Annotated in this window: 28 protein-coding genes and 1 tRNA gene; 11 read left to right on the plus strand and 18 right to left on the minus strand. The window is 69.5% G+C overall.

Features of this window, described 5'->3' with window-relative positions; translation table 11 throughout:
• The 5 genes from ACO06I_RS08470 to glmU form a co-directional block, all read right to left on the minus strand.
• The gene (locus ACO06I_RS08470) at positions 1 to 1,380 is read right to left on the minus strand and encodes a class II 3-deoxy-7-phosphoheptulonate synthase (protein WP_421932140.1); all 1,380 of its coding nucleotides are present in this window, start codon (positions 1,378 to 1,380) and stop codon (positions 1 to 3) included.
• 44 nt (positions 1,381 to 1,424) lie between these two features.
• On the minus strand, positions 1,425 to 2,669 hold the full coding sequence (locus ACO06I_RS08475; RefSeq protein WP_421932141.1) for an O-antigen ligase family protein: 1,245 nt from the start codon (positions 2,667 to 2,669) through the stop codon (positions 1,425 to 1,427).
• Positions 2,666 to 4,045: a glutathione-disulfide reductase gene (gene gor / locus ACO06I_RS08480; protein ID WP_421932142.1), complete on the minus strand. Its 1,380-nt coding sequence runs from the start codon at positions 4,043 to 4,045 to the stop codon at positions 2,666 to 2,668. The genes ACO06I_RS08475 and gor overlap by 4 nt, the downstream gene beginning before the upstream one ends.
• 93 nt (positions 4,046 to 4,138) lie before the next feature.
• A complete protein-coding gene (gene rpiA, locus ACO06I_RS08485; protein WP_421932143.1) occupies positions 4,139 to 4,828 on the minus strand; it encodes a ribose-5-phosphate isomerase RpiA in 690 nt (229 codons plus the stop codon).
• A gap of 38 nt (positions 4,829 to 4,866) precedes the next feature.
• On the minus strand, positions 4,867 to 6,216 hold the full coding sequence (glmU, locus tag ACO06I_RS08490; protein ID WP_421932144.1) for a bifunctional UDP-N-acetylglucosamine diphosphorylase/glucosamine-1-phosphate N-acetyltransferase GlmU: 1,350 nt from the start codon (positions 6,214 to 6,216) through the stop codon (positions 4,867 to 4,869).
• 85 nt (positions 6,217 to 6,301) lie between these two features.
• Between glmU and gph the strand changes: the two genes are divergently transcribed.
• The 3 genes from gph (at position 6,302) to ACO06I_RS08505 (ending at position 8,084) form a co-directional block, all read left to right on the plus strand.
• On the plus strand, positions 6,302 to 7,015 hold the full coding sequence (gene gph / locus ACO06I_RS08495) for a phosphoglycolate phosphatase (RefSeq protein WP_421932145.1): 714 nt from the start codon (positions 6,302 to 6,304) through the stop codon (positions 7,013 to 7,015).
• 16 nt (positions 7,016 to 7,031) lie between these two features.
• Positions 7,032 to 7,106, plus strand: a tRNA-Val gene (locus tag ACO06I_RS08500).
• A gap of 42 nt (positions 7,107 to 7,148) precedes the next feature.
• Positions 7,149 to 8,084, plus strand: a complete 936-nt coding sequence (locus ACO06I_RS08505) for a phosphotransferase family protein (RefSeq protein ID WP_421932146.1) — start codon at positions 7,149 to 7,151, stop codon at positions 8,082 to 8,084.
• On the opposite strand, the gene ACO06I_RS08510 is transcribed toward ACO06I_RS08505, so the two are convergent.
• Positions 8,081 to 8,731, minus strand: a complete 651-nt coding sequence (locus tag ACO06I_RS08510) for a class I SAM-dependent methyltransferase (RefSeq protein WP_421932147.1) — start codon at positions 8,729 to 8,731, stop codon at positions 8,081 to 8,083. The genes ACO06I_RS08505 and ACO06I_RS08510 overlap by 4 nt on opposite strands.
• A 142-nt stretch (positions 8,732 to 8,873) precedes the next feature.
• On the opposite strand from ACO06I_RS08510, the gene ACO06I_RS08515 reads away from it, so the two are divergent.
• Entirely contained in the window at positions 8,874 to 9,500 is a 627-nt protein-coding gene (locus ACO06I_RS08515) for an HAD hydrolase-like protein (protein WP_421932148.1), read from the plus strand.
• Positions 9,501 to 9,509: 9 nt separating this feature from the next.
• Here the strand turns inward: ACO06I_RS08515 and ACO06I_RS08520 are convergent, their stop codons facing one another.
• Both ACO06I_RS08520 and ACO06I_RS08525 read right to left on the minus strand, forming a co-directional pair.
• A complete protein-coding gene (locus ACO06I_RS08520; protein WP_421932149.1) occupies positions 9,510 to 10,022 on the minus strand; it encodes a YdcF family protein in 513 nt (170 codons plus the stop codon).
• A gap of 32 nt (positions 10,023 to 10,054) precedes the next feature.
• A complete protein-coding gene (locus ACO06I_RS08525; RefSeq protein ID WP_304700541.1) occupies positions 10,055 to 10,369 on the minus strand; it encodes a hypothetical protein in 315 nt (104 codons plus the stop codon).
• A gap of 247 nt (positions 10,370 to 10,616) precedes the next feature.
• Here ACO06I_RS08525 and ACO06I_RS08530 point away from each other — a divergent pair, with 247 nt between their 5' ends.
• Genes ACO06I_RS08530 through ACO06I_RS08545 form a run of 4 tightly spaced genes read left to right on the plus strand, consistent with a single transcriptional unit; the run spans position 10,617 to position 14,132 of the window.
• Positions 10,617 to 11,732, plus strand: coding sequence for an MlaE family lipid ABC transporter permease subunit (locus ACO06I_RS08530; protein ID WP_421932150.1), 1,116 nt, complete (start codon positions 10,617 to 10,619; stop codon positions 11,730 to 11,732).
• Entirely contained in the window at positions 11,729 to 12,565 is an 837-nt protein-coding gene (locus ACO06I_RS08535) for an ABC transporter ATP-binding protein (protein ID WP_421932151.1), read from the plus strand. Before ACO06I_RS08530 ends, ACO06I_RS08535 begins: the two co-directional genes overlap by 4 nt.
• Complete coding sequence (locus ACO06I_RS08540) at positions 12,565 to 13,503, plus strand: MlaD family protein (protein ID WP_421932152.1); 939 nt, start codon at positions 12,565 to 12,567, stop codon at positions 13,501 to 13,503. Before ACO06I_RS08535 ends, ACO06I_RS08540 begins: the two co-directional genes overlap by 1 nt.
• On the plus strand, positions 13,500 to 14,132 hold the full coding sequence (locus ACO06I_RS08545) for an ABC-type transport auxiliary lipoprotein family protein (RefSeq protein ID WP_421932153.1): 633 nt from the start codon (positions 13,500 to 13,502) through the stop codon (positions 14,130 to 14,132). Before ACO06I_RS08540 ends, ACO06I_RS08545 begins: the two co-directional genes overlap by 4 nt.
• 163 nt (positions 14,133 to 14,295) lie before the next feature.
• Here the strand turns inward: ACO06I_RS08545 and folD are convergent, their stop codons facing one another.
• Positions 14,296 to 15,192, minus strand: a complete 897-nt coding sequence (gene folD, locus ACO06I_RS08550) for a bifunctional methylenetetrahydrofolate dehydrogenase/methenyltetrahydrofolate cyclohydrolase FolD (RefSeq protein ID WP_421932154.1) — start codon at positions 15,190 to 15,192, stop codon at positions 14,296 to 14,298.
• A gap of 81 nt (positions 15,193 to 15,273) precedes the next feature.
• Here folD and ACO06I_RS08555 point away from each other — a divergent pair, with 81 nt between their 5' ends.
• The gene (locus ACO06I_RS08555) at positions 15,274 to 15,774 is read left to right on the plus strand and encodes a low affinity iron permease family protein (RefSeq protein WP_421932155.1); all 501 of its coding nucleotides are present in this window, start codon (positions 15,274 to 15,276) and stop codon (positions 15,772 to 15,774) included.
• Between the two features lie 22 nt (positions 15,775 to 15,796).
• On the opposite strand, the gene ACO06I_RS08560 is transcribed toward ACO06I_RS08555, so the two are convergent.
• From ACO06I_RS08560 to ACO06I_RS08570, 3 genes are read right to left on the minus strand one after another with little or no spacing between them, the layout of a single operon-like run.
• Complete coding sequence (locus ACO06I_RS08560; RefSeq protein WP_421932156.1) at positions 15,797 to 16,243, minus strand: NUDIX domain-containing protein; 447 nt, start codon at positions 16,241 to 16,243, stop codon at positions 15,797 to 15,799.
• Positions 16,243 to 17,250 carry a S1/P1 Nuclease gene (locus ACO06I_RS08565; RefSeq protein ID WP_421932157.1) on the minus strand — a complete coding sequence of 336 codons (1,008 nt, stop codon included), beginning with the start codon at positions 17,248 to 17,250 and terminating at the stop codon, positions 16,243 to 16,245. The genes ACO06I_RS08560 and ACO06I_RS08565 overlap by 1 nt, the downstream gene beginning before the upstream one ends.
• 41 nt (positions 17,251 to 17,291) lie before the next feature.
• Complete coding sequence (locus ACO06I_RS08570) at positions 17,292 to 17,873, minus strand: glutathione S-transferase family protein (RefSeq protein WP_421932158.1); 582 nt, start codon at positions 17,871 to 17,873, stop codon at positions 17,292 to 17,294.
• 167 nt (positions 17,874 to 18,040) lie between these two features.
• On the opposite strand from ACO06I_RS08570, the gene ACO06I_RS08575 reads away from it, so the two are divergent.
• On the plus strand, positions 18,041 to 18,520 hold the full coding sequence (locus ACO06I_RS08575; protein ID WP_421932159.1) for a 3D domain-containing protein: 480 nt from the start codon (positions 18,041 to 18,043) through the stop codon (positions 18,518 to 18,520).
• 96 nt (positions 18,521 to 18,616) lie between these two features.
• Complete coding sequence (locus tag ACO06I_RS08580) at positions 18,617 to 19,186, plus strand: AAA family ATPase (protein ID WP_421932160.1); 570 nt, start codon at positions 18,617 to 18,619, stop codon at positions 19,184 to 19,186.
• Here the strand turns inward: ACO06I_RS08580 and ACO06I_RS08585 are convergent.
• From ACO06I_RS08585 to cobA, 6 genes are read right to left on the minus strand one after another with little or no spacing between them, the layout of a single operon-like run.
• The gene (locus ACO06I_RS08585) at positions 19,153 to 19,962 is read right to left on the minus strand and encodes a ferredoxin--NADP reductase (RefSeq protein WP_421932161.1); all 810 of its coding nucleotides are present in this window, start codon (positions 19,960 to 19,962) and stop codon (positions 19,153 to 19,155) included. The two genes, ACO06I_RS08580 and ACO06I_RS08585, sit on opposite strands and share 34 nt — an antisense overlap.
• A gap of 19 nt (positions 19,963 to 19,981) precedes the next feature.
• Complete coding sequence (locus tag ACO06I_RS08590) at positions 19,982 to 20,719, minus strand: phosphoadenylyl-sulfate reductase (RefSeq protein WP_421932162.1); 738 nt, start codon at positions 20,717 to 20,719, stop codon at positions 19,982 to 19,984.
• Between the two features lie 2 nt (positions 20,720 to 20,721).
• Positions 20,722 to 21,225, minus strand: coding sequence for a DUF934 domain-containing protein (locus ACO06I_RS08595; protein WP_421932163.1), 504 nt, complete (start codon positions 21,223 to 21,225; stop codon positions 20,722 to 20,724).
• The gene (locus ACO06I_RS08600; RefSeq protein WP_421932164.1) at positions 21,209 to 22,864 is read right to left on the minus strand and encodes a nitrite/sulfite reductase; all 1,656 of its coding nucleotides are present in this window, start codon (positions 22,862 to 22,864) and stop codon (positions 21,209 to 21,211) included. Before ACO06I_RS08600 ends, ACO06I_RS08595 begins: the two co-directional genes overlap by 17 nt.
• 5 nt (positions 22,865 to 22,869) lie before the next feature.
• Positions 22,870 to 23,229: a DUF2849 domain-containing protein gene (locus tag ACO06I_RS08605; protein ID WP_421932165.1), complete on the minus strand. Its 360-nt coding sequence runs from the start codon at positions 23,227 to 23,229 to the stop codon at positions 22,870 to 22,872.
• Positions 23,226 to 24,074 (minus strand): uroporphyrinogen-III C-methyltransferase, encoded by an 849-nt coding sequence (cobA, locus tag ACO06I_RS08610; RefSeq protein ID WP_421932166.1) that lies wholly within the window; start codon positions 24,072 to 24,074, stop codon positions 23,226 to 23,228. Before cobA ends, ACO06I_RS08605 begins: the two co-directional genes overlap by 4 nt.
• Positions 24,075 to 24,223: the final 149 nt, after the last annotated feature.

Here is a 24,223-nt window from a genome sequence, read left to right on the forward strand (position 1 = left end):
TCAGACCGCGGCGCGCAACGCCGCGTCGACCCGGTCTTCCTTCAGCTTTTCGGCCACCAGGAAGGCCAGTTCCAGGGCCTGTTCGCCGTTGAGCCGCGGGTCGCAATGGGTGTGGTAGCGGTCGGCCAGGTCACCCTCGCTCAGCGCGCGCGCGCCGCCCAGGCACTCGGTGACGTTCTGGCCGGTCATCTCCAGGTGCACGCCGCCGGGGTGCACGCCCTCCGCCTTGGCGATCTCCACGAAGCTCTTCACCTCCGACAGGATGCGGTCGAAGGGCCGGGTCTTGTAGCCATTGGCGGCGGTCAGCGTGTTGCCGTGCATCGGGTCGATGGCCCAGACCAGGCTGCGGCCCGAGCGCTTGGTGGCCTCCATCAGGCGCGGCAGGCGGTCGGCGATCTTGTCGGAGCCGAAGCGGCCGTAGAGGGTCAGGCGGCCGGGCTCGTTCTTGGGGTTGAGCACGTCGATGAGGCGCAGCAGTTCGTCGGGCTCCACCGTGGGGCCGACCTTGACGCCGATGGGGTTCTTGATGCCGCGGAAGTACTCCACGTGGGCGCCGTCCAGCTGGCGGGTGCGCTCGCCGATCCACAGCAGGTGGGCCGAGGTGTCGTACCATTCGCCCGAGGTCGAATCGACGCGGGTCATGGCCTCCTCGAAGCCCAGCAGCAGGGCCTCGTGGGCGGTGAAGAACTCCACGCGGTGCAGATCAGGCTGGCTCTCGGGGGTGACCCCGATGGCGGCCATGAAGGTCAGGGCCTCGCTGATCTTCTCCGACAGTTCGCGGTAGCGCGCGCCCTGCGGGCTGTCGGCGACGAAGCCCAGGGTCCAGCGGTGGATGTTGTAGAGGTCGGCATAGCCGCCGCCGGCGAAGGCGCGCAGCAGGTTCAGGGTCGAGGCCGACTGGGAATAGGCCTGCAGCAGCCGCTGGGGATCGGGGATCCGCGAGGCGGCGTCGAAGTCCATGCCGTTGATGATGTCGCCCCGATAGGAGGGCAGCTCCACCCCGCCGATGGTCTCGGTGGGCGACGAGCGCGGCTTGGCGAACTGGCCGGCCATGCGGCCCACCTTCACCACCGGCTTGCCGCCGGCGAAGGTCAGGACCACGGCCATCTGCAGGATCAGCCGGAAGGTGTCGCGGATGTTGTCGGCGTGGAATTCCTTGAAGCTCTCGGCGCAGTCGCCGCCCTGCAACAGGAAGGCGCGGCCCTCGGCCACCTCCCCCAGCAGGGTCTTCAGGCGCCGGGCCTCGCCGGCGAACACCAGGGGCGGCATGCCGCGCAGGGTCTGCTCCACCGCGGCCAGGGCCGCGGGATCCGGATAATCGGTCGGCAGGTGCTTGGCCGGCTTGGCTCTCCAGGAGGCCGGCGTCCAGTGTTCGGTCATAAATCCACGCTCCGCTCCCGCTTGGTCAGGCGGGCGCGGCGTTCTTACTCCGAGAACACCGCCGGCGTCGATGGCCGCGCGGCCACAGGGGCGCGGGCTTTCGCCACGGCCGGCTGGCGCTGCAGGGCCGCGCAGGCCACGGCGGCCAGGGCCCCGGTGGCCAGCCACCATTCCTGCCAGACCCCGAAGGAGAAGGCGTTGAAGGTCAGGTAGGCCGTCGCGGTGGCCGCCGAGACCGCCAGGGCCGGGTCGCGGACCTTGCGGCTCATGCCCGCCAGCAGGGCCACCCAGAAGACCGCGGCGGCCATGGCGCCGATCAGGCCCAGCTCCAGCCAGATCTGCAGGGCCGCGTCATGGGGGTGCAGCTTGATGCCGGGATTGAACATCCGGCTGGCGTCCAGGCCCCAGCCGCGCAGGGGGTGGTCGCTGATCCAGTCGGCGGCGTGGCGCCAGTAGCCCATGCGCTGCGACCAGGAGAGCGGCACGTCGCGCTCCAGCACCGCGTACCAGCCCGACCGCCGCACGGCCCAGACGATGGCCGGGGCGGTGAGGAAGAAGGTCGCGGCCACCGCCGCCAGGACCTTGGGCGCTCCCCCCGGCCAGCGCCAGACGGCCAGACCCGCCAGCAGGCAGGCCGCCAGGGCGATCAGCGGGGCGTCGTAGCCGAAGGTGACGCAGGTCACCACCAGACCGGTCAGCATGGGGGCGATCAGCCAGGGCGCCCGAGCCACCCGCACGGCCGCCAGGGCGGCGGGCGGGGCGAGCATGGCCAGGATGAACAGGCCCTGGGCGGCGTTCTTGATCCCCAGGTCGGGCCGGATCGGATCGTGGATGGCGTCGCGGACGGCGCGATAGAGCATGGCGCCGGTCAGCCCCTCCACCAGCATCAGCACCCCGAGCAGGGCCGTCCCGTAGGCCAGGATGTTGAGGGCCACGGTTCGCCCGCCCGGGGCGGCCGCGCGGGCGGCGCAGACGGCGGCGAAGTAGACCACAGTCTCGGCGATCAGCTTGGCGGCGGTGGAGTCGCCCAGGCCCTTGGCGGTGAAGGGGCTCCAGACCGAGGAGCCGGCCGCCCACAGCACCAGGGTCACCACGGCGATGCCCACGGGCCGGTCCTCGTCCTCGACCCGCACCGCCGGCAGGGTCAGCAGGCCCATCAGGGTCAGCAGGGGCGCGAAGGTCAGGGGCGCCAACCAGCCGATGATCGGGGTCAGGACGAAACCGCCCGCCAGCACCCAGCCGCACCAGGCGGCGAGCTTGGCGCCCGGCCGGGCGGGGGTGGGGCTCATGCCGCGCTCAGGCCCGCCGGCGCGTGCTTGTCGCGCATGGTCACCAGTTCCTCGGCCAGCGTCGGGTGGACGGCGCAGGTGGAGTCCCACTGGGCCTTGGTGACCCCCATCTTGAGCGCGATGGCGGCCATCTGGATGATCTCCGGCGCGTCGGGCCCCACCACGTGACAGCCGACGATCTTCTGGCTGTCCTGGGCCACCACCAGCTTGATCAGGCAGCGGTCGTCGCCGCCATAGAAGGTGGTCTTCATCGGCCGGAAGCGGGACAGGTAGATATCGACCTTGCCGTGCTCATGCCGCGCCTGGGCTTCCGACTGCCCCACCGAACCGACGGGCGGCTGGGAGAAGACCGCCGAGGCCACCATGTCGTGATCGAAGGTCGTGGGGTTGTTGTAGAACTCGGTCTGGGAGAAGGCCGCCCCCTCGCGGATCGCCACCGGGGTCAGGTTGATGCGGTCGGTGACGTCGCCGACGGCCCAGATGTTGTCCACATTGGTCTTGGAGAACCTGTCCACCGCCACCGCGCCGCTCTCGGCCAGCTTCACCCCGGCGGCCTCCAGGCCCAGGCCCTTGGTATGGGGCGTCCGCCCGGTGGCCAGCATCACCTGGTCGGTGACGACGTCGTGGCCGCTGGAGAGGTGGCTCACCAGGCCGGCGTCGGTCTTCTCGATGCTGACGTGGCTGCAGCCCAGGATCACCTTGATGCCGCGCTTCTTCATCTCCTCGGCCAGGTGGGAACGGACGTCGTCGTCGAAGCCGCGCAGGATGTTGGCGCCGCGATAGATCAGGGTGGTGTCCACCCCCAGGCCCGCGAAGATGCCGGCGAACTCCACGGCGATATAGCCACCGCCGACGATCAGGATCGACTTTGGCAGCTCCGGCAGGTGGAAGGCCTCTTCAGAGGTGATGGCGTGCTCGACGCCCGGCAGATCGGCGGGCATCCAGGGCCGGCCGCCGGTGGCCACCAGGATCTTGTCGGCGGTCACGGTCCCCTTGCCGACGATCTCGACGGTGTGGGCGTCCTTCAGGGTTGCCCTGGCATGGACCAGCTCAGCGCCGGCGTTGCTGAGGTTGGTGACGTAGATCCCCGACAGCCGGGCGATCTCGCGGTCCTTGGCCTCCAGGAACTTGGGCCAGTCGAAGGTCGACTGGCTGGGGGACCAGCCATAGCCCTCGGCCACCTTGGCGTAGCTGGCGAACTCCGAGGCGTAGACCATGAACTTCTTGGGCACGCAGCCGCGGATGACGCAGGTGCCGCCGACGCGGTGCTCCTCGGCCACCGCCACCTTGGCCCCGGACATGGCCGCCAGCCGCGCGGCGCGCACGCCGCCCGAACCCGCGCCGATGACGAAGAGATCGTAGTCGTAGCTCGCCAAGTGAAACTCCTTCGAAGCGTTTCCACTGGAAATGGCCCTCGGGCCGTCCGGCGGGAACACGTCAGATCAAATAAACCTGGGCCTTAGCGGGGCCTAGGGCTCCACCCTCACCACGCCATCGGCCGTCCCCACCAGGGCCAGGTCGGCCAGGTCCAGGAACAGGCCATGGTCCACGACGCCGGTGACGCTCTTCAGGGCCGCGGCCAGCAGGGCCGGCTCCTCGATACGTCCGCAGGCGGCGTCATAGATCACGTTGCCGCCGTCGGTGCGGACCGGCGCGCCGTCCTTCATCCGCAGGCGCGGGGCGATGCCCAGGTCGCATTCGGTGAGCGCGTCGCAGATCCGCAGCATGGTGGTCTCGTGACCGAAGGCCACCACCTCGATCGGTAGGGGGAACTTACCCAGGAACGGCGTCCGCTTGGCGGCGTCGGCGATGACCACGCAACGCCGGGAGGCCTCCCAGACCAGCTTCTCCCGCAGCAGGGCCGCCCCGCCGCCCTTGATCAGGGACAGGGCCGGGCCGATCTCGTCGGCGCCGTCGACCGTGAGGTCGATGGACTTGGCCTCCCCCAGCTCCTTGAGCTTCATGCCCAGGCTGGCGGCCAGTTCGGCCGTGGCCACCGAGGTCGCCACCCCCACCACGTCCAGCTTGCGGGCGGCGAGCGCCTTCACGAACCAGGCCGCGGTGGAGCCCGTGCCCAGGCCCACGGTCATGCCGGCTTCGACAAGGGCCGCGGCGGCCTCGCCCGCGGCGCGTTTCTGATCGTCGGGATTTGCGCTCATGGGTCCTGACATAGGCGAAGCTCGCCTCGCCCGCGACGCTATTTCTTCGCGCGACCGGCCATCTTCATGGCCCGGAACTTCGCCGCCCAGCCTTCCTTGATCTGCTGGGGCGGGCGGGCCAGGGCCAGGGCGTCGGCCGGGACGTCGGCGGTGACCACCGATCCGGAGCCGGTCATGCCCCCGGCGCCGACCTTCACCGGCGCCACCAGGGCGGTGTTGGAGCCGATGAAGGCGTTCTCGCCGATATGGGTCTCGTATTTGTCGAAGCCGTCGTAGTTGCAGAAGATGGTGCCAGCCCCGATGTTGGCCTTCGCCCCCACCGTGCCATCCCCCAGATAGGACAGGTGATTGGCCTTGGCGCCGGCGCCCACCTTGACCTTCTTGACCTCGACGAAGTTGCCGATGTGGGCCTCCTCGCCGATGTCGGCCCCGGGCCGCAGCCGGGCATAGGGGCCGATCAGGGCCCCAGAATGGACCACACAACCCTCCAGATGGCTGAAGGCGCGGATCACCGCGCCCGTCTCGACCATGACCCCTGGCGCGAAGACCACGAACGGCTCCACCTGCACCCCCGGCTGGAGCTGCGTGTCCCAGCTGAAGTGGACGGTCTCCGGCGCCGCCATGGCCACGCCTTCGGCCAGGAAGTGGGCGCGGGCCCGGGCCTGGAAGATGGCCTCGGCCTGGGAGAGCTGCGCCGGCGTGTCGGCGCCCATCACCGCGTTCTCCGGCGCGAAATTGACCCGCACCTTCTTCTCCTCGGCGGTGGCCAGGCCGACGATCGAGGTGATGTAGAATTCCTGCTTGGCGTTGTTGTTGTCGACCCGGTCGAGCCAGGCGAACAGGGCCGCGCGGTCGGCGCAGTACATGCCGGCGTTGCAGGCCTTCACCGCCAACTCCTCGGCCGTGGCGTCCTTGGGCTCGACGACCCGGATCACGTGGCCGTCGGCCCCCAGGATCAGCCGGCCATAGAGCAGGCCGTCCACCGGCTTGAAGCCCATGATGGCCAGGTCCGTGCCCGACGCGCGCAGGGCGAACAGCGGATCGAGGTCGGCGGCCTGCAGCAGCGGGCAGTCGCCATTGGTCACCAGCACGTCGCCATTGAAGTCGGCCAGGGCCTGCTTGGCCGCCAACACCGCGTGGGCGGTGCCGAGCGGCGGGTCCTGCACCGCCACCGCGCCCTCCCCCAGGCGCTTGACCACCAGCTCGCGGACGCCCGGGCTATGGTTTCCCACCACGACGACGATCCGCTCGCAGCCCGAGGCCTGGACGGTGTCGATCACCCGGTCCAGCAGGGTGCGCCCCCCTACCTTGTGCAGCAGCTTGGGAACCGGCGACTTCATGCGCGTGCCTTGGCCGGCGGCGAGGATAACGGCGGCGCGTGCGGTCATGGGCGTGGTCCTGGAATCGGCGAAGACATTGCAATCTCGCGGCGTTTAGCCGAAACGGCGAGCGCTTTCGATGGAGCGTGCGCCCGTGTCCGACCTTACCGTGCTTGCCGGCGCCACCATGGCCTTCGATCTGGACGGGACCCTGGTGGATTCCGCCGCCGACCTGATCGGCACGCTCAACGTCCTGCTGGCCGAGGAAGGGGTCGCCCCCCTGCCCCTGGCCGAGGCCCGCCCCTTCATCGGCCACGGCGCCAGGTGGCTGATCGAGCGCGGCTTCACCGCCCAGGGCCACCCGGTCCCCGCCGAGCGCATGCCGGCCCTGTTCGACCGCTTCATCACCCACTACGGCGCCCACTGCGCCGACCACACGCGGCCCTTTCCGGGGGTCATCGCGTGCCTCACCACCCTGAAGGCCGCCGGGGCGAAGCTGGCGGTCTGCACCAACAAGCCCACGGGCCTGTCGATTCCCATCCTTGAGGCCCTGGAGTTGCGCCCCTTCTTCGACGCGGTGATCGGCGGCGACCTGGCGCCGAAACAGAAGCCCGACGCCAGCCACCTGACCACGGCCATCGCCGCCGCCGGGGGCCGGATCGACCGGGCGGTGATGGTGGGCGACGCCGCGCCGGACGCCGGGGCGGCCCGCGCCGCGGGGGTTCCCCTGGTGCTGGTGAGCTTCGGCTACACCCAGATCCCGGTGGCCGAACTGGGGGCCGACATCCTCATCGATCACTTCGATCAGTTGACGGATGCGTGTCTGCGGCTTCTCACCGCTTGCCCGGCGGGAAGCGGCGAGCTATAGGCGCATCCCTTCCGGAGGATGCGTAGCTCAGCGGGAGAGCACCTCGTTCACACCGAGGGGGTCACAGGTTCAATCCCTGTCGCATCCACCATTTCCTTCCCGCCCGTCGTGAGACGCTGACCGGGGAGTTTCCATGTCATCGCCCGAGCCGACCGGCGCCCCGTGGGGCGGCCCCGCGCCCAAGGCTGACCTCGGCCAGCTGCTGGCCCGCCTCCGCGCGGCCTTTCCGGACCTCGCCTTCGATCAGGTCGAGCTGATCGAGGAGGGCTACGACCACGCCGTGGTGGTGCTGGACGGCGCGTGGGTGTTCCGGTTTCCGCGGCAGGCGGACTATGTCGCCTCCTTTCCCGTCGAGCTTCGGCTGCTGGCCGCCCTGAAGCCGCTGACGACCCTGGAGGTCCCCGACTATTCGCGGGTGGCCCCGGACTTCGGGGGTTATCGCCTGATCCAGGGCCGGGCGCTGACCGCGCCGGTGTTCGCGCGGATGGACAGGCCGGCCCAGGAACAGATTCTCACCGAGCTGGCGGGCTTCCTGCGCGACCTGCACGGCCTGTCCCCAGAGCTGATGCGCGGACAGGACGGCGCGGTCCGCACGGACGAAGGCTGGGCCGCCACCGACGCGCGCAGCTATCGTGAACGCCGCCGTCCCAAGCTGGTGGGCGCCCTGGCCCCGGACCTAATCGGCCGCCTGGACCGGGCCCATGAGCGCTATCCCGAGATCGGCTGGCGGCGCGGCGCCGTGATCCACGGCGATTTCCGCGAGGCTCACCTGCTGCTGGCGGCCGACGCCGACCGGATGGCGGGGATCATAGACTTCGGCGACGCGGTCCACGGCGACCCAGCCTACGACTTCACCTTCTTCTGGGGCCTGGCCGATTGGGCGGCGCCCTTCGCCATGGCCGCCTACGGGCCGGTGGACGATCCGGAGGGGTTCCTGGAGCGCTCGCGATGGGCCTTCATCCGCTACGCCGCCAGCCGCCTCGTCCTGGCCCTAAGGGGTGAACCCGACTACGAGGCCGCGGCCCTGATCGCCCAAGTCACCCGGCGCCTGGACGAGGTGGGCCTCTAGGCCACCTTCATGTAGGTCATCAGGCTGTTGGCCCGGTGCAGGAAGCGCATGTTGGGGTGAACATTGACCTCCTCCTCGATGAACTTGGTCACGCCGTCGAGGTAGTGGCTGTTCTGGTAGTCGTGGAAGCAGATCAGGCCGGTCTCGGCCACGTGGGGGAACCAGGCCTCGAAGTCGCTCTTGGTCCCTTGGTAGGAATGGTCGCCGTCGATGAAGATCATCCGCGCCGATCCCCTCCAGGCCGCCGCGGCCTCCTGGGAGCCCGAGACGATGGCCTCCACCACGCCGCTCAGGCCGAAGGCGGCCAGATTGGCGCGGAACTGCTCGTAGGTGGAGCCGGACTCGACGATCTCGGCGGTCTCCTCGTGCCCGCCCTTCTGGTGCTCCGGGGAGCCCTGGAAGTGGTCGACGGCGTGGACCTTGCCGCGGCCCGAGCGCAGCAGGCCCTGGGCCAGGAAACAGGTGGACTTGCCCTTGAAGCTGCCGATCTCGACGATGTCGCCCTCCACCGGCCAGACCTCGGCCAGGCTCAGCAGGGTGAAGCCCTCGTGCCAGGAGAGGTAGCCGGGAACGCTGAGGAAGGCCGCAACCTTCTCGAACCGCTCGATGTTCTGCGTGAGCTGGGAGAGGAACTCTTGCGGGGTCATGGCGGTGTCTCGGCGGCGGAAGGCGGACGCGCGGAGAGACGACGTGCCCGCGATTGATTCGGCAAGGCGGCAACTTCGACGCAGGGTCGTGCCCCGCAATCGGTCCCTTCCAGCCGGGGCCGCCACGGGCTACGAAACTTCCGTGGCTTATCGACTCGCGATCTTCGACTTCGACGGCACCCTGGCGGACTCCTATCCGTGGTTCACCAGCGTCCTCGATCACATGGCCGCGCGGCACAACTTCCGCGCCATCGACGCCGAGGAGCGGGAATCGCTGCGCGGCGCGAGCGCGCGCGTCATCATGAAGACCATGGGGGTCTCGACCTGGAAGCTGGCGCGGATCGCCAAGGACTTCCGGGCCATGAAGAAGGACGCCTCCTCCGGCATCCCGCTGTTCCCCGGCATCCCGGAGATGCTGCGCGAGTTGCACGAGCGCGGGGTGGTCCTGGCCCTGGTGTCCTCCGACACCGAGGCCAGCGTGCGGATCGGCCTGGGACCGGAGCTGTCGGCCCTGTTTGTCCACTTCGATTGCGGCGCCTCGCTGTTCGGCAAGGCGCGGAAGTTCCGCCGCGTGCTGCGCAAGCTCTCCATGACCCGGACCCAGACCATCTGCATCGGCGACGAGGACCGGGACGCCCGGGCGGCGGCCAAGGCCGGCATCGACTTCGGCGCGGTCACATGGGGCTATTCGACCCCAGAGAGCCTGATCGCCCACAATCCCAAGCTCACCTTCGCCACGGTGGACGACATCGCCGGGATCGCCGGCTAGGTTGCGCCCTCAAGGTTCGAGATCGCGCAGAAGTCTGCGGCGCGACGCGACGGCCAGGGCCAGGTCGTAGGGATAGGCCAGGGTCTCGCGGGCCAGCATCTTCAACCAGTAGACGCGTGATCCGGCGGGACCCCGGCGCAGCGGGCCCGGGCGACTGGGAACCCCCAGGGCGCGGAACAGCATGCGGGCGCGAGGGACGTGATAACCGTCGGTGCAGACCACCGCGCCCTCCAGCCCCTCGGCGCGGATGAAGCGGGCGGCGGCGGCGACGTTTTCAAGTGTGTCGCGGCTGAGCTCGTCCAGGATCAGGCGGGCGGGATCGACCCCGTGTCCGATCAGCAGATCGGCCATCAGGGAGGCCTCGGAGGCTCCGTGGCGGCCGACGCCGCCAGAGCAGAAGACCAGGGCGTCGGGATGATCAGCGGCGGCCTGGCGGCCATAGGCGACGCGCCGGCGCAGGGTGGGGCTGGGTCCGCCGTCCGGCCAGACCGCCGCCCCGAAGATCACGATCGCCCAGGCCATGGAGCCATGATGGCGGGCGCGACCGTTCGCGGCTAGCCCGCGTTCATCGGCGGGCTGTGTTCCTCGATGATGTCCTCGCGCTCGGCCTTGCGCACCGCGCCGCGGACGTTGAGGCGCATCAGGACCTCGGTCGCGCCGTAGCGGGCGTGGGCCTCGTCCAGGGCCGCCTGCCAGTCGCGGGCCGACAGGCACTCGGTCTCGCCGGCGAACAGGATGCTGGCGCCCTTGGGGGTCACCTGGGCGATGACATAGTTGGCCCCGACGGGCGGAAGGGTCCGCTCCTCCTCGAGGGCGGAATAGCGGTAAACCGATCCGGACTTGCCGGCGAAATCGATCTGGCGGGTCAACGGGACGCTCCCGGCAGTTGGACGACTGAACATGGGGCCTCTGATACCCGAGGGAATTGGGCGAAAGATAGGCTATGTCGACAATCAGCGATCACCAGAGCGCGAGCATGGCCGCCGATAAGCCACGGGGCACGGAACAACCGGCGCCATAAGGCGTTCGGCGTGGGGAGCGAGCTCTGGTAGGTTCGCTCCCAGGCTCGACTCGAACGAGCCACCCCTCTCCAGGAAGGCGAAGACGCGCGAGCCGATGGAACGACCCGCCGATTTCACCGTCAAGGACGCCCGCGATCAGGGGGTCATCGAACTCACCGGCGACTGGACCGCCGCGCTCATCGGGCCCGCCGCCAGCGGCCTGCGCGACGAGCTGGCCGGACGCAGTTCCGTGCATCTGGACCTCACCCAGGTCGGGCGCATGGACACCGCGGGCGCCTATGCGGTCATCCAGGCGGCCGGCGACCGGTTCGAGGCCGCCAGCGTCAAGGCGCGCCCGGAGACGCAGCGACTGATCGAGCTGGTCAGCCAGGCCGCCGTGGTCAAGCCGCCCCCCAAGCCCAAGCCGCGCGGCTTCCACGAACTGACCATCCGCATCGGCAAGGGCGTGGTGGACCTCTCAAAGGAGATCATCGACACCCTGGCCTTCGCCGGCCACCTGCTGGTGGTGCTGTTCCGGGCGATCCTCGATCCCCGCCGTATCCGCTGGGCGGCCTGCGTGTCGCTGGCCGAGCGGGCGGGGCTGGACGCCATCCCGATCGTGGTCACCACCTCCTTCTTCATCGGCGCGGTGGTGGGCCTGCTGGGCGCCAACATGCTGCGGCAGTTCGGCGCCGAGGTGTTCGCCGTCGAGCTGATCGGCATCGCCGTGACCCGCGAATTCAACATCCTGATCACCGCCATCCTGCTGGCCGGCCGCTCAGCCTCGTCCTTCGCCGCCGAGATCGGCTCGATGAAGATGAGCCAGGAGATCGACGCCATGAAGGTGATGGGGGTCGATCCCTTCGAGGCGCTGGTGCTGCCGCGCTTCGTGGCCCTGCTGGTGACCATCCCTCTGCTGACCTTCGTGGCCACCCTGGCGGGCCTGGCGGGCGGCCTGATGATCACCTGGTCAGTGCTGAACCTGGGCCCCTCCTTCTTCCTGCAGCGGATCGTCGACAATGTGGGGGCGACCCACTTCTGGATCGCGCTCTCCAAGGCGCCGGTCATGGCCGCTGTGGTGGCCGGGATCGGCTGCCGGCAGGGCCTGGAGGTCGGCGGCGACGTGGAGTCCCTCGGCCGCCGGGTGACGGCCGCGGTGGTGCACGCGATCTTCGCCATCATCCTGATCGATGCGATCTTCGCCCTGATCTACATGGAGCTCGACCTGTGAGCCTCGAGACGCCGGACGCCATCGAACTGACCGAGGACGAGCTGCCGACCACGGGCCCCGCCATCGAGGTGAAGGGCCTGGTCTCCCGGTTCGGCGAGAAGGTCATCCACGATGGCCTGGACCTGGTGGTCAAGCGCGGCGAGGTCCAGGGCGTGGTGGGCGGATCGGGCAGCGGCAAGTCGGTGCTGCTCAACACCATCATCGGCCTGAAGACCCCGGACGGCGGCACGGTCCAGGTGTTCGGCCAGGACATCCAGCAGGCCTCCCGCCGCAAGTGGTCGGCCATCGAACGCCATTGGGGGGTGCTGTTCCAGCAGGGCGCCCTGTTCTCCAACCTGACGGTCCGCGAGAACGTCGCGGCCCCCATGTACGAGCACACCAACATGCCCAAGCGGGTGGTGATGGAGCTGGCGGAGCTGAAGATCGCCCTCGTGGGCCTGCCGGCCAACGCCGCCCACCTGAAGCCCTCGGAGCTGTCGGGGGGCATGCGCAAGCGCGCCGGCCTGGCCCGCGCCCTGGCCCTCGACCCCGAGCTGCTGTTCCTCGACGAGCCGACCGCCGGCCTCGACCCCATCGGCGCCGCGGCCTTCGACGAGCTGATCAAGGACCTCTCCGACAGCCTGGACCTGACCGTCTTCATGATCACCCACGACCTCGACACCCTCTATGCGATCACCGATCGGGTGGCCGTGGTGGCCGACAAGAAGGTGGTGGCCAACGCGCCGGTGCGGACGCTGGAAAAGTCCAAGCATCCGTGGATTCGTGAGTATTTCCTGGGGCCGCGCGGCCGGGCCGCCGTGCGTTCAGCGACAAAAGCCGAGACAGTGGGCTAATGGAAAAAGACGCCAATTACGCCCTGGTGGGCCTTTCGACCCTGATCCTGTTCCTGGGTCTGGTGATCTTCGGCGTGTGGCTGGCCAAGGTCCAGTTCAGCCGCGACTACCAGCTCTACGACATCGTCTTCCAGGGCCCGATCAACGGCCTGACCCAAGGCGGCGAGGTGCGGTTCAACGGCATCAAGGTGGGCGAGGTCACCAAGATCGAGCTGGCCCGCGACAACCCCAAGAACGTGGTGGCCCGCGCCCGCGTCACCTCCGACGTCCCGATCCGCGTGGACTCCGTGGCCACCCTGGAGCCCCAGGGGATCACCGGGGTGAACTATGTCCAGATCAGCGCCGGCACGCCCTCCAAGCCCCTGCTGCGGGAGGTGACGCCGGACGGCAAGGTGCCGGTGATCCGCAGCCAGCGCAGCACGCTTTCCGACCTGCTGGAGGGCGGCGGCACGGTGCTGAGCCGCACGGTGGAGGCGCTCGACCGCATCAACAAGGTGCTGTCGGACCAGAACGTGAAGACCTTCTCCGCGGCGCTCAGCGACACCCAGGCGGTGACCGCCGAGCTGCGGGAGCGCAAGGCGGTGATCGCCGACGCCCAGAAGGCCCTGCAGAGCATCGACACCGCCGCCCAGTCCATCACCGCGCTCGGCCAATCGGGCCAGAACCTGCTGGACGGCGACGGCAAGCGGACCATGAAGAACGTCGCCGACGCCGCCGAGGAAGCCCAGGCCGCCGCCAAGGACCTGCGTTCGATGATGGGCAAGCTCGAAGGTCCCACCAGCGACTTCGCCACCACCGGCCTGCCCCAGCTCACCGCCGCGGCGGTCCAGCTCCAGGCCACGGCCGAGGCGCTCGAACGCCTGGCCAATGAACTCCAGACCAATCCCCGCGGCGCCGTCGGCAAGCCGGCCGGCAAGGAACTCGAGGTGAAGCCATGATCCGCCTGCAGCGCCTTCTCCGGCTCACCGTCGTGGCCGTCACGGCCGTGGCCCTCACCGGCTGCATCTCGCTCTTCCCCAAGAGCAAGCCGGCCCAGCTCTACAGCTTCGGCTATGTCGCGCCCGCCTCGGCGGCCACGCCGGCGTCGGGGGAGACCTTCGGGGTGATGAAGCTGGCCAACAGCTTCACCCGGCCCTCGGCCGGCGACCAGATCCTCACCGTCACCGGCGGCAGCGACGTGGCCTATATCGGCCAGGCCCGCTGGGTGGCGGCGGCCTCGGTGCTCTTCGACGAGGCGGTGAACCGCGCCTTCGACCAGAGCGGCCGGGCGCGGCTGATCGGCCGGGGCGAGATGGGCAAGTCCGACTACGTGCTCAAGCTGATCGTCGCCGACTTCAAGGTCGCCTACGACACCCCCAAGGCCAGACCGCAGGTGGTGGTGAGCGTGCACGCCACCCTCACCCGCTCCGCCGACCGCACCCTGGTGGCCGAGCGCACCTTCGCGCAGGCCGTCCCGGTGGGCGACAACCGCCAGACGGCCATCGTGGCCGGCTTCAACACCGCGGTCAGCGGCGTGCTGAGCGACATCGTGGCCTGGACCGGAGCGCTCGGCCAGACTCCCGCCTGAGCGCGGCTGCTCTGGAAAGATGCTCCCCCTCTGGGGGAGCTGGCGCGAAGCGCCTGAGGGGGACTTTGACCCTTGTTTGTGGGCGCAAGCCCCCTCCGTCACGCGTCTATTGACGCGCGCCACCTCCCCCAAACCGCGCTTCGCGCTGGGGGAGGATCTAAGATCAGCCCTCCAGGCCGTGGATGCGCTTGGCGGCGGTGACGGTGTTGGAGAGCAGGCAGGCCACGGTCATCAGGCCGATGCCGCCCGGCACCGGGGTGATGTTGGCGGCGACCTTCTCGGCCGACTTGAAGTCCACGTCCCCCACCAGCTTGGTCTTGCCCGCGGCGGCCTTGACCGGATCGCGGAAGGGCACCCGATTGATGCCGACGTCGATCACGGTGGCGCCGGGTTTGATCCAGTCGCCCTTGATCATCTGGGGACGGCCGACGGCGGCCACCAGGATGTCGGCCTCGCGGCAGACGGCGGGCAGATCGACGGTGCGGGAATGGGCGATGGTCACCGTGCAGTCGGCGGCCAGCAGCAGCTGGGCGACCGGGCGGCCCACCAAGACCGAGCGGCCCACCACCACGGCGCGCTTGCCGGCCAGGTTCCCCAGGGTCTGGCGCAGGACCAGCATGCAGCCCAGCGGCGTGCATGGGATCAGGGCGGGCATGCCGCTGGCCAGCAGGCCGGCGTTGACCACCGTCAGGCCATCCACGTCCTTGTTGGGGTCGAGGGCGGCCAGGACCATCTTCTCGTCGAGATGCCTGGGCAGGGGCATCTGGACCAAGATGCCGTGGATTTTCGGATCGTCGTTGAGCTGCTCCACCAGGGCCATCAGTTCGTCCTGGGTGGCGTCGGCGGGCAGCCGGTGGGTCTGGGAATGCATGCCCGCGGCCAGGGAGTGCTCGCCCTTGGAGCGCACATAGACCTGGCTGGCCGGATCCTCGCCCACCAGCACCACCGCCAGTCCCGGCTGGACGCCATGCTCGGTCTTCAGCAGGGCGGTCTCGCCGGCCGCCTGGGCGCGGACCTGCTCGGCCAGGGACTTCACGTCGATGATGTGGGCTGAGGTCATAAACGCTCCTTCTTGGGCCGGAACTCGCGCGTTCGACTATCCGTTCAGGCTGCGCCGCGCAATGCGGGCAGGAGCAGATGCATGTCGGGGTTCACGGCCTTCTTCACGAAATTCTCCACGGCGGTCTCGAAATGGACCGGCCGGCCGATCGTGTTCGCCACCTGCTGCGTGCTGGTGGTGCTGTGGGGTTTGTCGGGGCCGATGTTCGGGTTTTCCGACACCTGGCAGCTGGTGATCAACACGTCGACCACCATCATCACCTTCCTGATGGTGTTCCTGATCCAGAACACCCAGAACCGCGACAGCAACGCCCTGCACGCCAAGCTCGACGAGCTGATCCGCGTGTCGGAGGGCGAGAACGGCTTCATCGGCATCGAGAACCTGACCGACAAGGAGCTCGAGGCGATCCTGGCCGAGTGCGACAAGAACGCCACCGAGCTGCGCCTGGTGACCAAGAAGCAGGGGCGCAACGGCGACCTGCCCGCCCTGCACGCCAGCAAGAAGCCAAGCGAGACGCCGGCCAAGGCGACCACAGCCAAGGCGGCCCGGCCCAAGGCGGCCGGCAAGTCCAAGGCCGCCTGACGCCCGACGGCCGGGCGGCCCGTCAGCCCCGCCGCAGCCAGGCGGCCACGGCCCAGGCGTGGGCTTCGTGCCTCAGGCGCGCGATGGCGGCCAGGGGATCTTCCCAGACCAGGGTGTGGTCGTCCTCGACCTTCAGCTGCGGCGCCTCGGCGGTGACGGTGACCTCGAAGAAGGTGGCGCGGTTGTCATAGGCCTGCCCCTCGGTGTTGACGAAATACTGGTCGGCCCGGGCATAGGCCTCCCCGGCCTCGACCTTCAGGCCGGTCTCCTCGCCGAACTCGCGAACCACCGCCTGGGCCGCGTCCTCCCCGGGGTCCAGGGCGCCGCCGGGCAGGTCCAGCCAGGGCGGAAAGCCCGGCTTCTCCACCCGCACCAAGGCGATCTTGCCCGCCCGCACGGCGATCCCGAAGGCGGCCGGGCGGTCGGCGTGAGTCAGGCCCGGGGTCAGCGCGCCGAACTGGGGGGCCATCAGTTTCGGCCGTAGAGGGATTCGTAGGGATCGACCTTGCCGCTGACGGCGTCCGGCACGGCCACGGCGGGCCAGCCGATCTTGACGCCGGCGCTGGCGTTCCAGGCCTCGGCGATCAGGTCGCGAAGCTCCGAGGCGCCGGCGGCGACCCGCACGGTGGCGAAGGCCGCGCCGCGCGGATCGGCCTCGGCGAAGCCGCCGGCCTTCTCCAGCTCGTAGAAGGGAACGACCTGGCCGCCGGCCACGGCCAGGTAGTCGGCGACCCGCTTTTCGATCGGGCAGCCGCAGGACCGGAACGGGGTCATCCTCGCCCGCACCGCCGGGGCGTGGACATTGGCGAAGACGAAGGCCTCCTCGAAGGGTCCATGGACCTTGGCAGTCGAGTAACCCTTGGGATTGGGGTAGTCGCCCCAGCCGTTGTAGTGGGCGGTGACGTGCAGGGGCTGGGAGCCGTCGCCGACGAAGTGCGAGAGGAAGCCGATGGTCATCAGGATCTGCTGCTCGCGGCGCAGGCGGTCGGCATGCATCCAGGCGCGGCGGGCGCGGGTCTTCTGACGCGGTTCGGCGGCCATCTCCACCCGCCAGTAGGCCAGGTCGGTGGTGAGCTGCTGGAACTGGTCGACGATGGAATAGGGCAGATAGCCCGCCTTCCAGCTGTCCTGGCCGGCGGCGCGTAGGGCGGTCTCATAGTCGGCGCGGGTGGGCGGCAGGGCGGCCAGGGCTGGTCCGCCCAGGATGCGGCCGTCGTCCTCCAGGTCGATGAAGTGGCCCGGATCGCGGTTGGAGTCGTGGACCTTGCCCGCCCCCTTGGACCGGTCGGGTTCGCGCGACAGCTCGCCGACGGCCGCCACCGCCGAGGGGGTGCGCAGGAAGGCCGGCAGGGTGGGCGGCAGGGCCCGCATGGCCTCCTCCCCCACCATGCGGTGACCCGCGCCGCCCCAGGCGAGGGCGGGGGCCGGGACGGCGGCGAGCAGGAGCAGGGCGAGGCGGAGCGGCTTGAGCGTCATGCCTGCGATTTGAAGCCCGGCGTCGGCGAAGGCAAGCGCGGCTAGACGATGGCGAGCGCCTTTTCGACCCGGCCGATCCAGGCCTGCACCCTCGGATAGTCGGCCAGCCGGAACCCGCCGTCCCCGGCCTCGCGGGTGTAGGCCACCAGGGCGACGTCGGCGAGGCTGACGCGGTCGCCCACCAGGAAGGGCTGGGCGGCCAGGCCGTCCTCCAGCCGCTGCAGGGCCGCCTTGCCGCGCTCCACCAGCCGCGGCTCCAGGTCGGCCAGGGGCTTGCCCTGGAAGCGCACCTGGAAGCGGGCGACGGCCACATAGGGCTCGTGGCTGTACTGTTCCCAGAACATCCATTCCAGCATGCGGGCCCGCTCATAGGCGTCGGCGGGGATCAGATCCGAGCCTTCGGCCAGGTGCAGAATGATGGCGTTGGACTGAGCCAGCGGCCGGCCGTCGTCCAGGACCACGGCGGGCACCTGGCCGGCCGGGTTCATCGCCAGGAATTCCGGCGTGCGGGTCGCCGCCTTCATGACGTCGGTCTCGATCCAGTCATAGGAAAGCCCGAGATGATCGGCCGTCCATTTCACCTTCAGGCAGTTGCCCGAGATGGAGTCGCCGTAGATACGCATGTGCACGCCCCCGTTGCTGGCGGCTGTTGATAGACCATGACTCTGGCCGCGCAATCGAAGCTGTCTGCAGGCGCCTGTGAGTAAGCCTAATAGCGGGGTTGCCCTGGCCCCAGAGTCCCGGTACTCAGACGGCCGCTGACAGATCAACGACGAAGGAGGACGCCGTCATGGGACGCCGCCTCGCCGCCCTGGCCGCCCTTCCCCTTCTGGCTTTCGGAGGTGGAGCGCACGCCGCTCCGTCCGACCCCATCGGGGACCTCTTGATGAACGCCATCACCGGGACTCTGCCCGGTTCGGCCGACTTCCGCCTGAAGGCCACCCTCTACCATGCCGGCGCCAAGGGCGTGGGCGGACTGGACTCGCTGGGCTGCAAGGTGGTGGCCATGCGCACCGCCGCCATCGACCGCAACCTGATCCCCCGCCGCACCGTCCTGTTCATCAAGGAAACCGTCGGCCTGCCAATGCCCGACGGCTCCACCCACGACGGCTACTGGTACGCCTCCGACGTCGGCGGCGCGATCAAGGGCGCCAGGATCGACCTGTTCACCGGCATCGGCTCGGGCTCGATGAAGCCCATGCGGCCCCTGAACCTGGCCCAGCTCACGGTCGTCAAGGCCGGCGAGTTCAAGGGCTGCCCGCCCCGCTAGGCAGGGTCCCGCGCCGCTGAGGCGCGACGATTTCCCCCGGACGGCTCCCCGTCGGCCCCTGCGCCGGCGCGACACTCCATGCCTTCGAGGACTCCCATGCTGAAATCCAACTTCTTTGTCCTGACCGGCGGCCCCGGCGGCGGCAAGACCACCCTGATCGAGCACCTGCGCGGCCAGGGCGAGCTCTGCGTCGACGAGACCGCGCGGGCGGTGATCCGGCAGCAGGCGGCCAGCGGCGGGACCGCCCTGCCCTGGGGCGATGTCAGCGCCTATTGGCGGGAGACCTCGCGCCGCGACGTCGCGCTCTATGACGGCCTGGCCGGCGAGACTCGAGCTGTCTTTTTCGACCGCGGGGTGGTGGACGACCTGGCCTGGGCGCGGACGGCGGACTTCGCGCCCGATCCTCAGCTGGTGGCCCAGCTGGAGGCGCGGGCCTGCAACGTCCACGTCTTCACCTTCCCGCCCTGGGCGGAGATCTATGTGCAGGACGCCGAGCGCAAGCAGGACTTCGCCGAGGCGGTGCGGACCTATGACCGCATCGTCGCGACCCTGTGGCGCCTGGACTACCGGGTGGTGGAGGTCCCCAGGACCACGGTGGCCGCCCGCGCCGACTTCCTGCGCGGCGTGATCGCTCAGGTCTCGACGAAGGCGCGTTCCAGCACGTAGTCCCCCGGCGCGGCCAGCGAGCCCTCGACATAGCCGCGGGCCTCCAGCAGCACCTTGAGGTCGGCCAGGACCGAGGGGCCGCCGCACAGCATCAGGCGGTCGACGGCGGGATCCAGGGGCGGCAGGCCCAGGTCCTCGAAGATCTTGCCCGAGGCGATCAGGTCGGTGATCCGGCCCTGGTGCTTGAAGGGCTCGCGGGTGACGGTGGGGTAGTAGCGCAGCTTCGGCGCGACGATCTCGCCCAGGATCTCGTCATTGGGCAGGTCGCGCTCGAACAGCTCGCGATAGTTCAGGTCGGCGACGTTGCGCACGGTGTGGGTGACGATGACCTCGTCGAAGCGGTCATAGACCTCAGGGTCGCGCGCCAGGCTGAGCCAGGGGGCCAGGCCGGTGCCGGTGCCAAGCATGTAGAGGCGCTTGCCGGGCTTCAGGCCGTCCAGCACCAGGGTGCCGGTGGGCTTCTTGCCGATCAGGACCTGGTCGCCGACCTGGATCTTCTGCAGGCGCGAGGTCAGGGGCCCGCTCTCGACCTTGATGGAATAGAATTCCAGCTCGTCGTGCCACGACGGCGAGGCGATGGAATAGGCGCGCAGCAGCGGCTTGCCGTCCACCTCCAGGCCCACCATCACGAACTGGCCGCTCTGGAAGCGGAAGGCCGGGTCCCGCGTGGTGCGGAACGAGAACAGGCTGTCGGTCCAGTGCTGGACCCAGGTCACGGTCTCATGGAGGAAGGCGCCGGCCTTCTTGGCCGGGGCGGCGGCGGTCACATCGGTCATGATCAGTTCGCTTCAGAAGCTAGATATCGCCGCCGACATTGGTCACGGCGTCGGGCGCGCGGGCGACATGTATGCCGCATTCGGTCTTTTCGGAACCCGCCCAGCGGCCGGCGCGCACATCTTCGCCCTCTTCCACCGGCTTGGTGCAGGGCCAGCAGCCGATCGAGGGGAAGCCCTGGGCCACCAGGGGATGGGCCGGCAGGTCGTGCTGGGCCATGTAAGCGTCCAGCTCGGTCTTGCCCCAGTTGGCCAGGGGATTGAACTTCACCTGGCCGTCGGCCTGCTCCACCACCGGCAGGGACAGGCGGTCGCCGCCGTGGAAGCGCTTGCGTCCGGTGATCCAGGCGTCGAAGTCCTTCAGGGCGCTGTCGAGGGGGATCACCTTGCGGATGTTGCAGCAGGCGTCGGTGTCGGTCTGCCAGAGGTTGGCCTTGGGATCGACGGTGGCCAGGTCGGTATAGAGCGGCCGCAGGTCGCGCACGTCGGTCAGGCCCAGCTTGGCGGCCAGGTTGCGGCGGTAGTCCAGGGTCTGGCCAAACAGCATGCCGGTGTCGAGGAACATGATCGGCATGTCCGGCTTGATCCTGGAGACCATGTGCAGCAGCACCGCGGACTCCGCCCCGAAGGAGGAGACCAGGGCCAGCTTGTCGCCGAAGGTCTCGACGGCCGATTCCAGCACCGTCACGGGATGGGCGTGGCGCAGCTCGGCGTCGAGGCGCAGGGCGATCTGCGGGCGTTCCAGTTGATCAAAGGCCATGCTCAGGACTCCGCGCGCTCGGTGAAGGCCGGGGTGCGGCCGTCGGCGGCGCGTTGATAGACGTGACGATGACGATTGGCGGCGTGGGCCCATTGCTCAGGACTCGAGCCGTCGGCGGGTTCGAAGGAGTCGCAGCCGCAGCGGGTGAGGAAGTTTGCCTCCTCGCGCAGCACCTCCCCCACCGCGCGGATCTCGCCCTTGAAGCCGAAGCGTTCGCGCAGCAGGTGGGCCGAGGAGAAGCCGCGGCCGTCGCGGTATTTCGGGAAGGCGACGGCCACCACGGCCAGCTTGGGCAGGTCGTAGGCGAGCGCCTCGACCTCCTCGTCCGGCTCGATGCGGACCCCCACGGCGCGGCCCTGGGAGATCAGGGCGTCGCCCTCGGCGGAGAACCGGGTGAGCGAGATGATCACGTCGCCCTGGGGCAGGCCCTGGTCGTCGGCGACATAGGTGAAGGGGTCGTCGGCGGAAACGAACCTGCCGTCGATGATCCTAATGAGCTTCGGCATAGACAGCCTCCTTGAAGGGGGCGACGCCCGTGCGGCGGAAGGTGTCGAGGAAGCGCTCGCCCTCGGCGCGCTCGCGCAGATAGACCTCGACGATGGTGTCGATGGCGTCGGTGACGCGGTCGGCGGGAAGCGCCGGGCCCAGCATCTTGCCGACCTCGGCGTCCTCGGCCCCGGAGCCGCCCAGGGTGAGCTGGTAGAACTCCTCGCCCTTCTTATCGACGCCCAGGATGCCGATGTGGCCGACATGGTGGTGGCCGCAGGCGTTGATGCAGCCGCTGATCTTGATCTTCAGCTCCCCCACCAGCTCGGCGCGATCCTGATCGGCGAAGCGGGTGGCGATGTCCTGGGCGATGGGGATGGCGCGCGCATTGGCGAGCGCGCAGTAGTCCAGGCCCGGGCAGGCGATGATGTCGCTGATCAGGTTGATGTTGGGCGTCGCCAGGCCCGCGGCGGCCAGGGCCGTGAAGACCGCATGGGCGTCGTCCAGCTTCACGTGCGGCAGGACCAGGTTCTGCTCGTGCGTCACCCGGATGTCGTTCTGACCGTAGCGTTCGCCCAGGTCGGCCACCACGTCCATCTGGTCGGAGGTGGCGTCGCCGGGGGTCTCGCCGATCCCCTTCAGGGAGATCTCGACGATGGTGTAGCCCGGCCGCTTGTGGGGCTTGAGGTTGTTGCGGGCGAAGCGGGCGAAGGCCGGATCGGCGGCCTTGGCGGCCTCGAAGGCTTCCGAGCGGTTGACCAGGGTGTCGAAGGACTTCGGCGCGAAGGCCGCCCGGATGCGGGCGATCTCGAGGTCGGGCATGTCGGCGTTCGGACCGACCTTCTCCCACTCCTCCTCGACCTGGCGGCGGAACTCCTCGGCGCCGAGGGCGGCCACCAGGATCTTGATCCGGGCCTTGTAGCTGTTGTCCCGGCGGCCATGGCGATTGTAGACGCGCAGGATGGCGTCCAGGTACGAGAACAGCCGGTTGGCCGGCAGGAACTCGCGGATGGTCGGGCCGACATAGGGCGTGCGCCCCATCCCGCCGCCGACGATCACCTCGAAGCCCATGGTCCCGTCGCGGGCGCGGCGGACCACCAGGCCGATGTCGTGGACCCGGGCCGCCGTGCGGTCCTTCGGCGCGGCGGTGACCGCGAACTTGAACTTGCGCGGCAGGTGGCTGAACTCGGGGTGCAGCATCGACCACTGGCGGATGGCCTCCGACCAGACGCGCGGGTCGTCGATCTCCTCGGCCGTCGCCCCGGCATAGGGGTCGGAGGTGACGTTGCGGATGCAGTTGCCGCTGGTCTGGATCGAATGCAGGTCGACGCTGGCCAGCTCCTCCAGGATCGCCGGGGTCTCGCGCAGCTTGATCCAGTGGAACTGCAGGTTGGTGCGGGTGGTGAAGTGGCCGTAGCCCTTGTCGTACTTGCGGCCGATCTCGGCCAGCTTGCGAAGCTGGGTCGCATTCAGCGAGCCATAGGGGATGGCCACCCGCAGCATGTAGGCGTGGAGCTGCAGATAGAGACCGTTCCGCAGACGCAGCATCTTGAACTGGTCTTCGGTGATCTCGCCCGACAGGCGGCGCGCCACCTGTTCCTTGAACTCGGCGGCCCGGTCGGCCAGGAATTCCTTGTCGAGGGTGTCGTACTGATACATCGGCCCTACTTACGCTTGATCAGGTTGACGCGGCCCGTGGAGCGCGAGGCGCCGGCGGCGCGCCGCAGGGCCTCTATGGCCGCTCCCCCCTCGGCCTGCTTGCCATGGGTCGGGTGGTTGAGAGGGCCCAGGGCCCGGATGCGTTCGCGGAAGCTGAGCGGCGCCCAGAGCCCGTCGCTCTCGATCAGGTCGATCAGATAGACGTCGATCACGGTGTTGGGCTGCGACTTGCCCTGGCCCTCGGCGGCCTCGCCGCTGGCGTCGTCGGAAAACAGCTCGGCGTCGACGAACCGCTCCACCCAGGCGCCCTTGTTCCAGAACACGACCTCGCCGTCCTCCAGGCGATTGGCGGTCAAGGCTTTCATGATCCCACTCCCCGTTCGAGGCCCCGAGCCTCGAGGCTCTGAACAATCTCCGCGGTCCCGGCTCGGGCCAGCGCCATGGCCTCGCCGACGATCAGCAGGGCGGGGCCGGAAATCCCGGCGGCGGCGGCGGCCAGGCCCGCCAGGTCGGTGACGACGCGGCGTTCGTCGGCGCGGCTGGCGTTCTCGACGATCAGGGCCGGGGTCGCGCCCGCGCGGCCGGCGTCCATCAGACGCTGGGCGATCCCCGGCGCGGTGGAGAGGCCCATATAGATGACGACGGTATGGTTGGCCTTGGCGAGACTCGTCCAGTCCAGGTCCGGCTCGGCGCCGGCCGCGGCGTGGCCGGTGACGAAGGTCACGGCCTGGGCCGCGCCGCGATGGGTGAGCGGGGCGCCGGCGTCGGCGGCGGCGGCCAGGGCCGCGGTGACGCCGGGCACCACGTAGCAGGCGACGCCGGCCTCGCGGCAGGCTTCCAGCTCCTCGCCGCCCCGGCCGAAGATGAAGGGATCGCCGCCCTTCAGCCGGACCACCGTCAGGCCCTCCAGGGCGAAGGCCACCAGCATCCGGTTGATCTCGCCCTGGGCGTAGGAATGGCGCGACTTGCGCTTGGCCACGCTGATCCGGCGGGCGCTGGCCGGGGCCAGGTCGAGGATCTCGTCGCTCACCAGGCCGTCATGGACCACCACGTCGGCGGTCGCCAGCACCCGGAAAGCCTTCAGGGTCAGCAACTCGGGGTCGCCGGGGCCGGCGCCCACCAGCCAGACCGATCCGGCCTCGCGCACGCCCTCGCCGCCCAGGAGGACGAGGCGATTGGCGGTCTTGGCCTTGGACGCGCGATGCGGCATGGGCTTTAGGTTCTCTAACGACCAGACTTGAAACTTGAAGCGGGACGGGTGTAAGGCCCGCCCCGCTGGATGTCCGCCGGTGAAAAGGGCCTATACACCGCCGGACGCTTGCAAACTGGCGAGACAGGCCCCAATTCGCAAGCCAAGGA

This window comes from Phenylobacterium sp. (assembly GCF_965229015.1).
Lineage (GTDB): Bacteria > Pseudomonadota > Alphaproteobacteria > Caulobacterales > Caulobacteraceae > Phenylobacterium.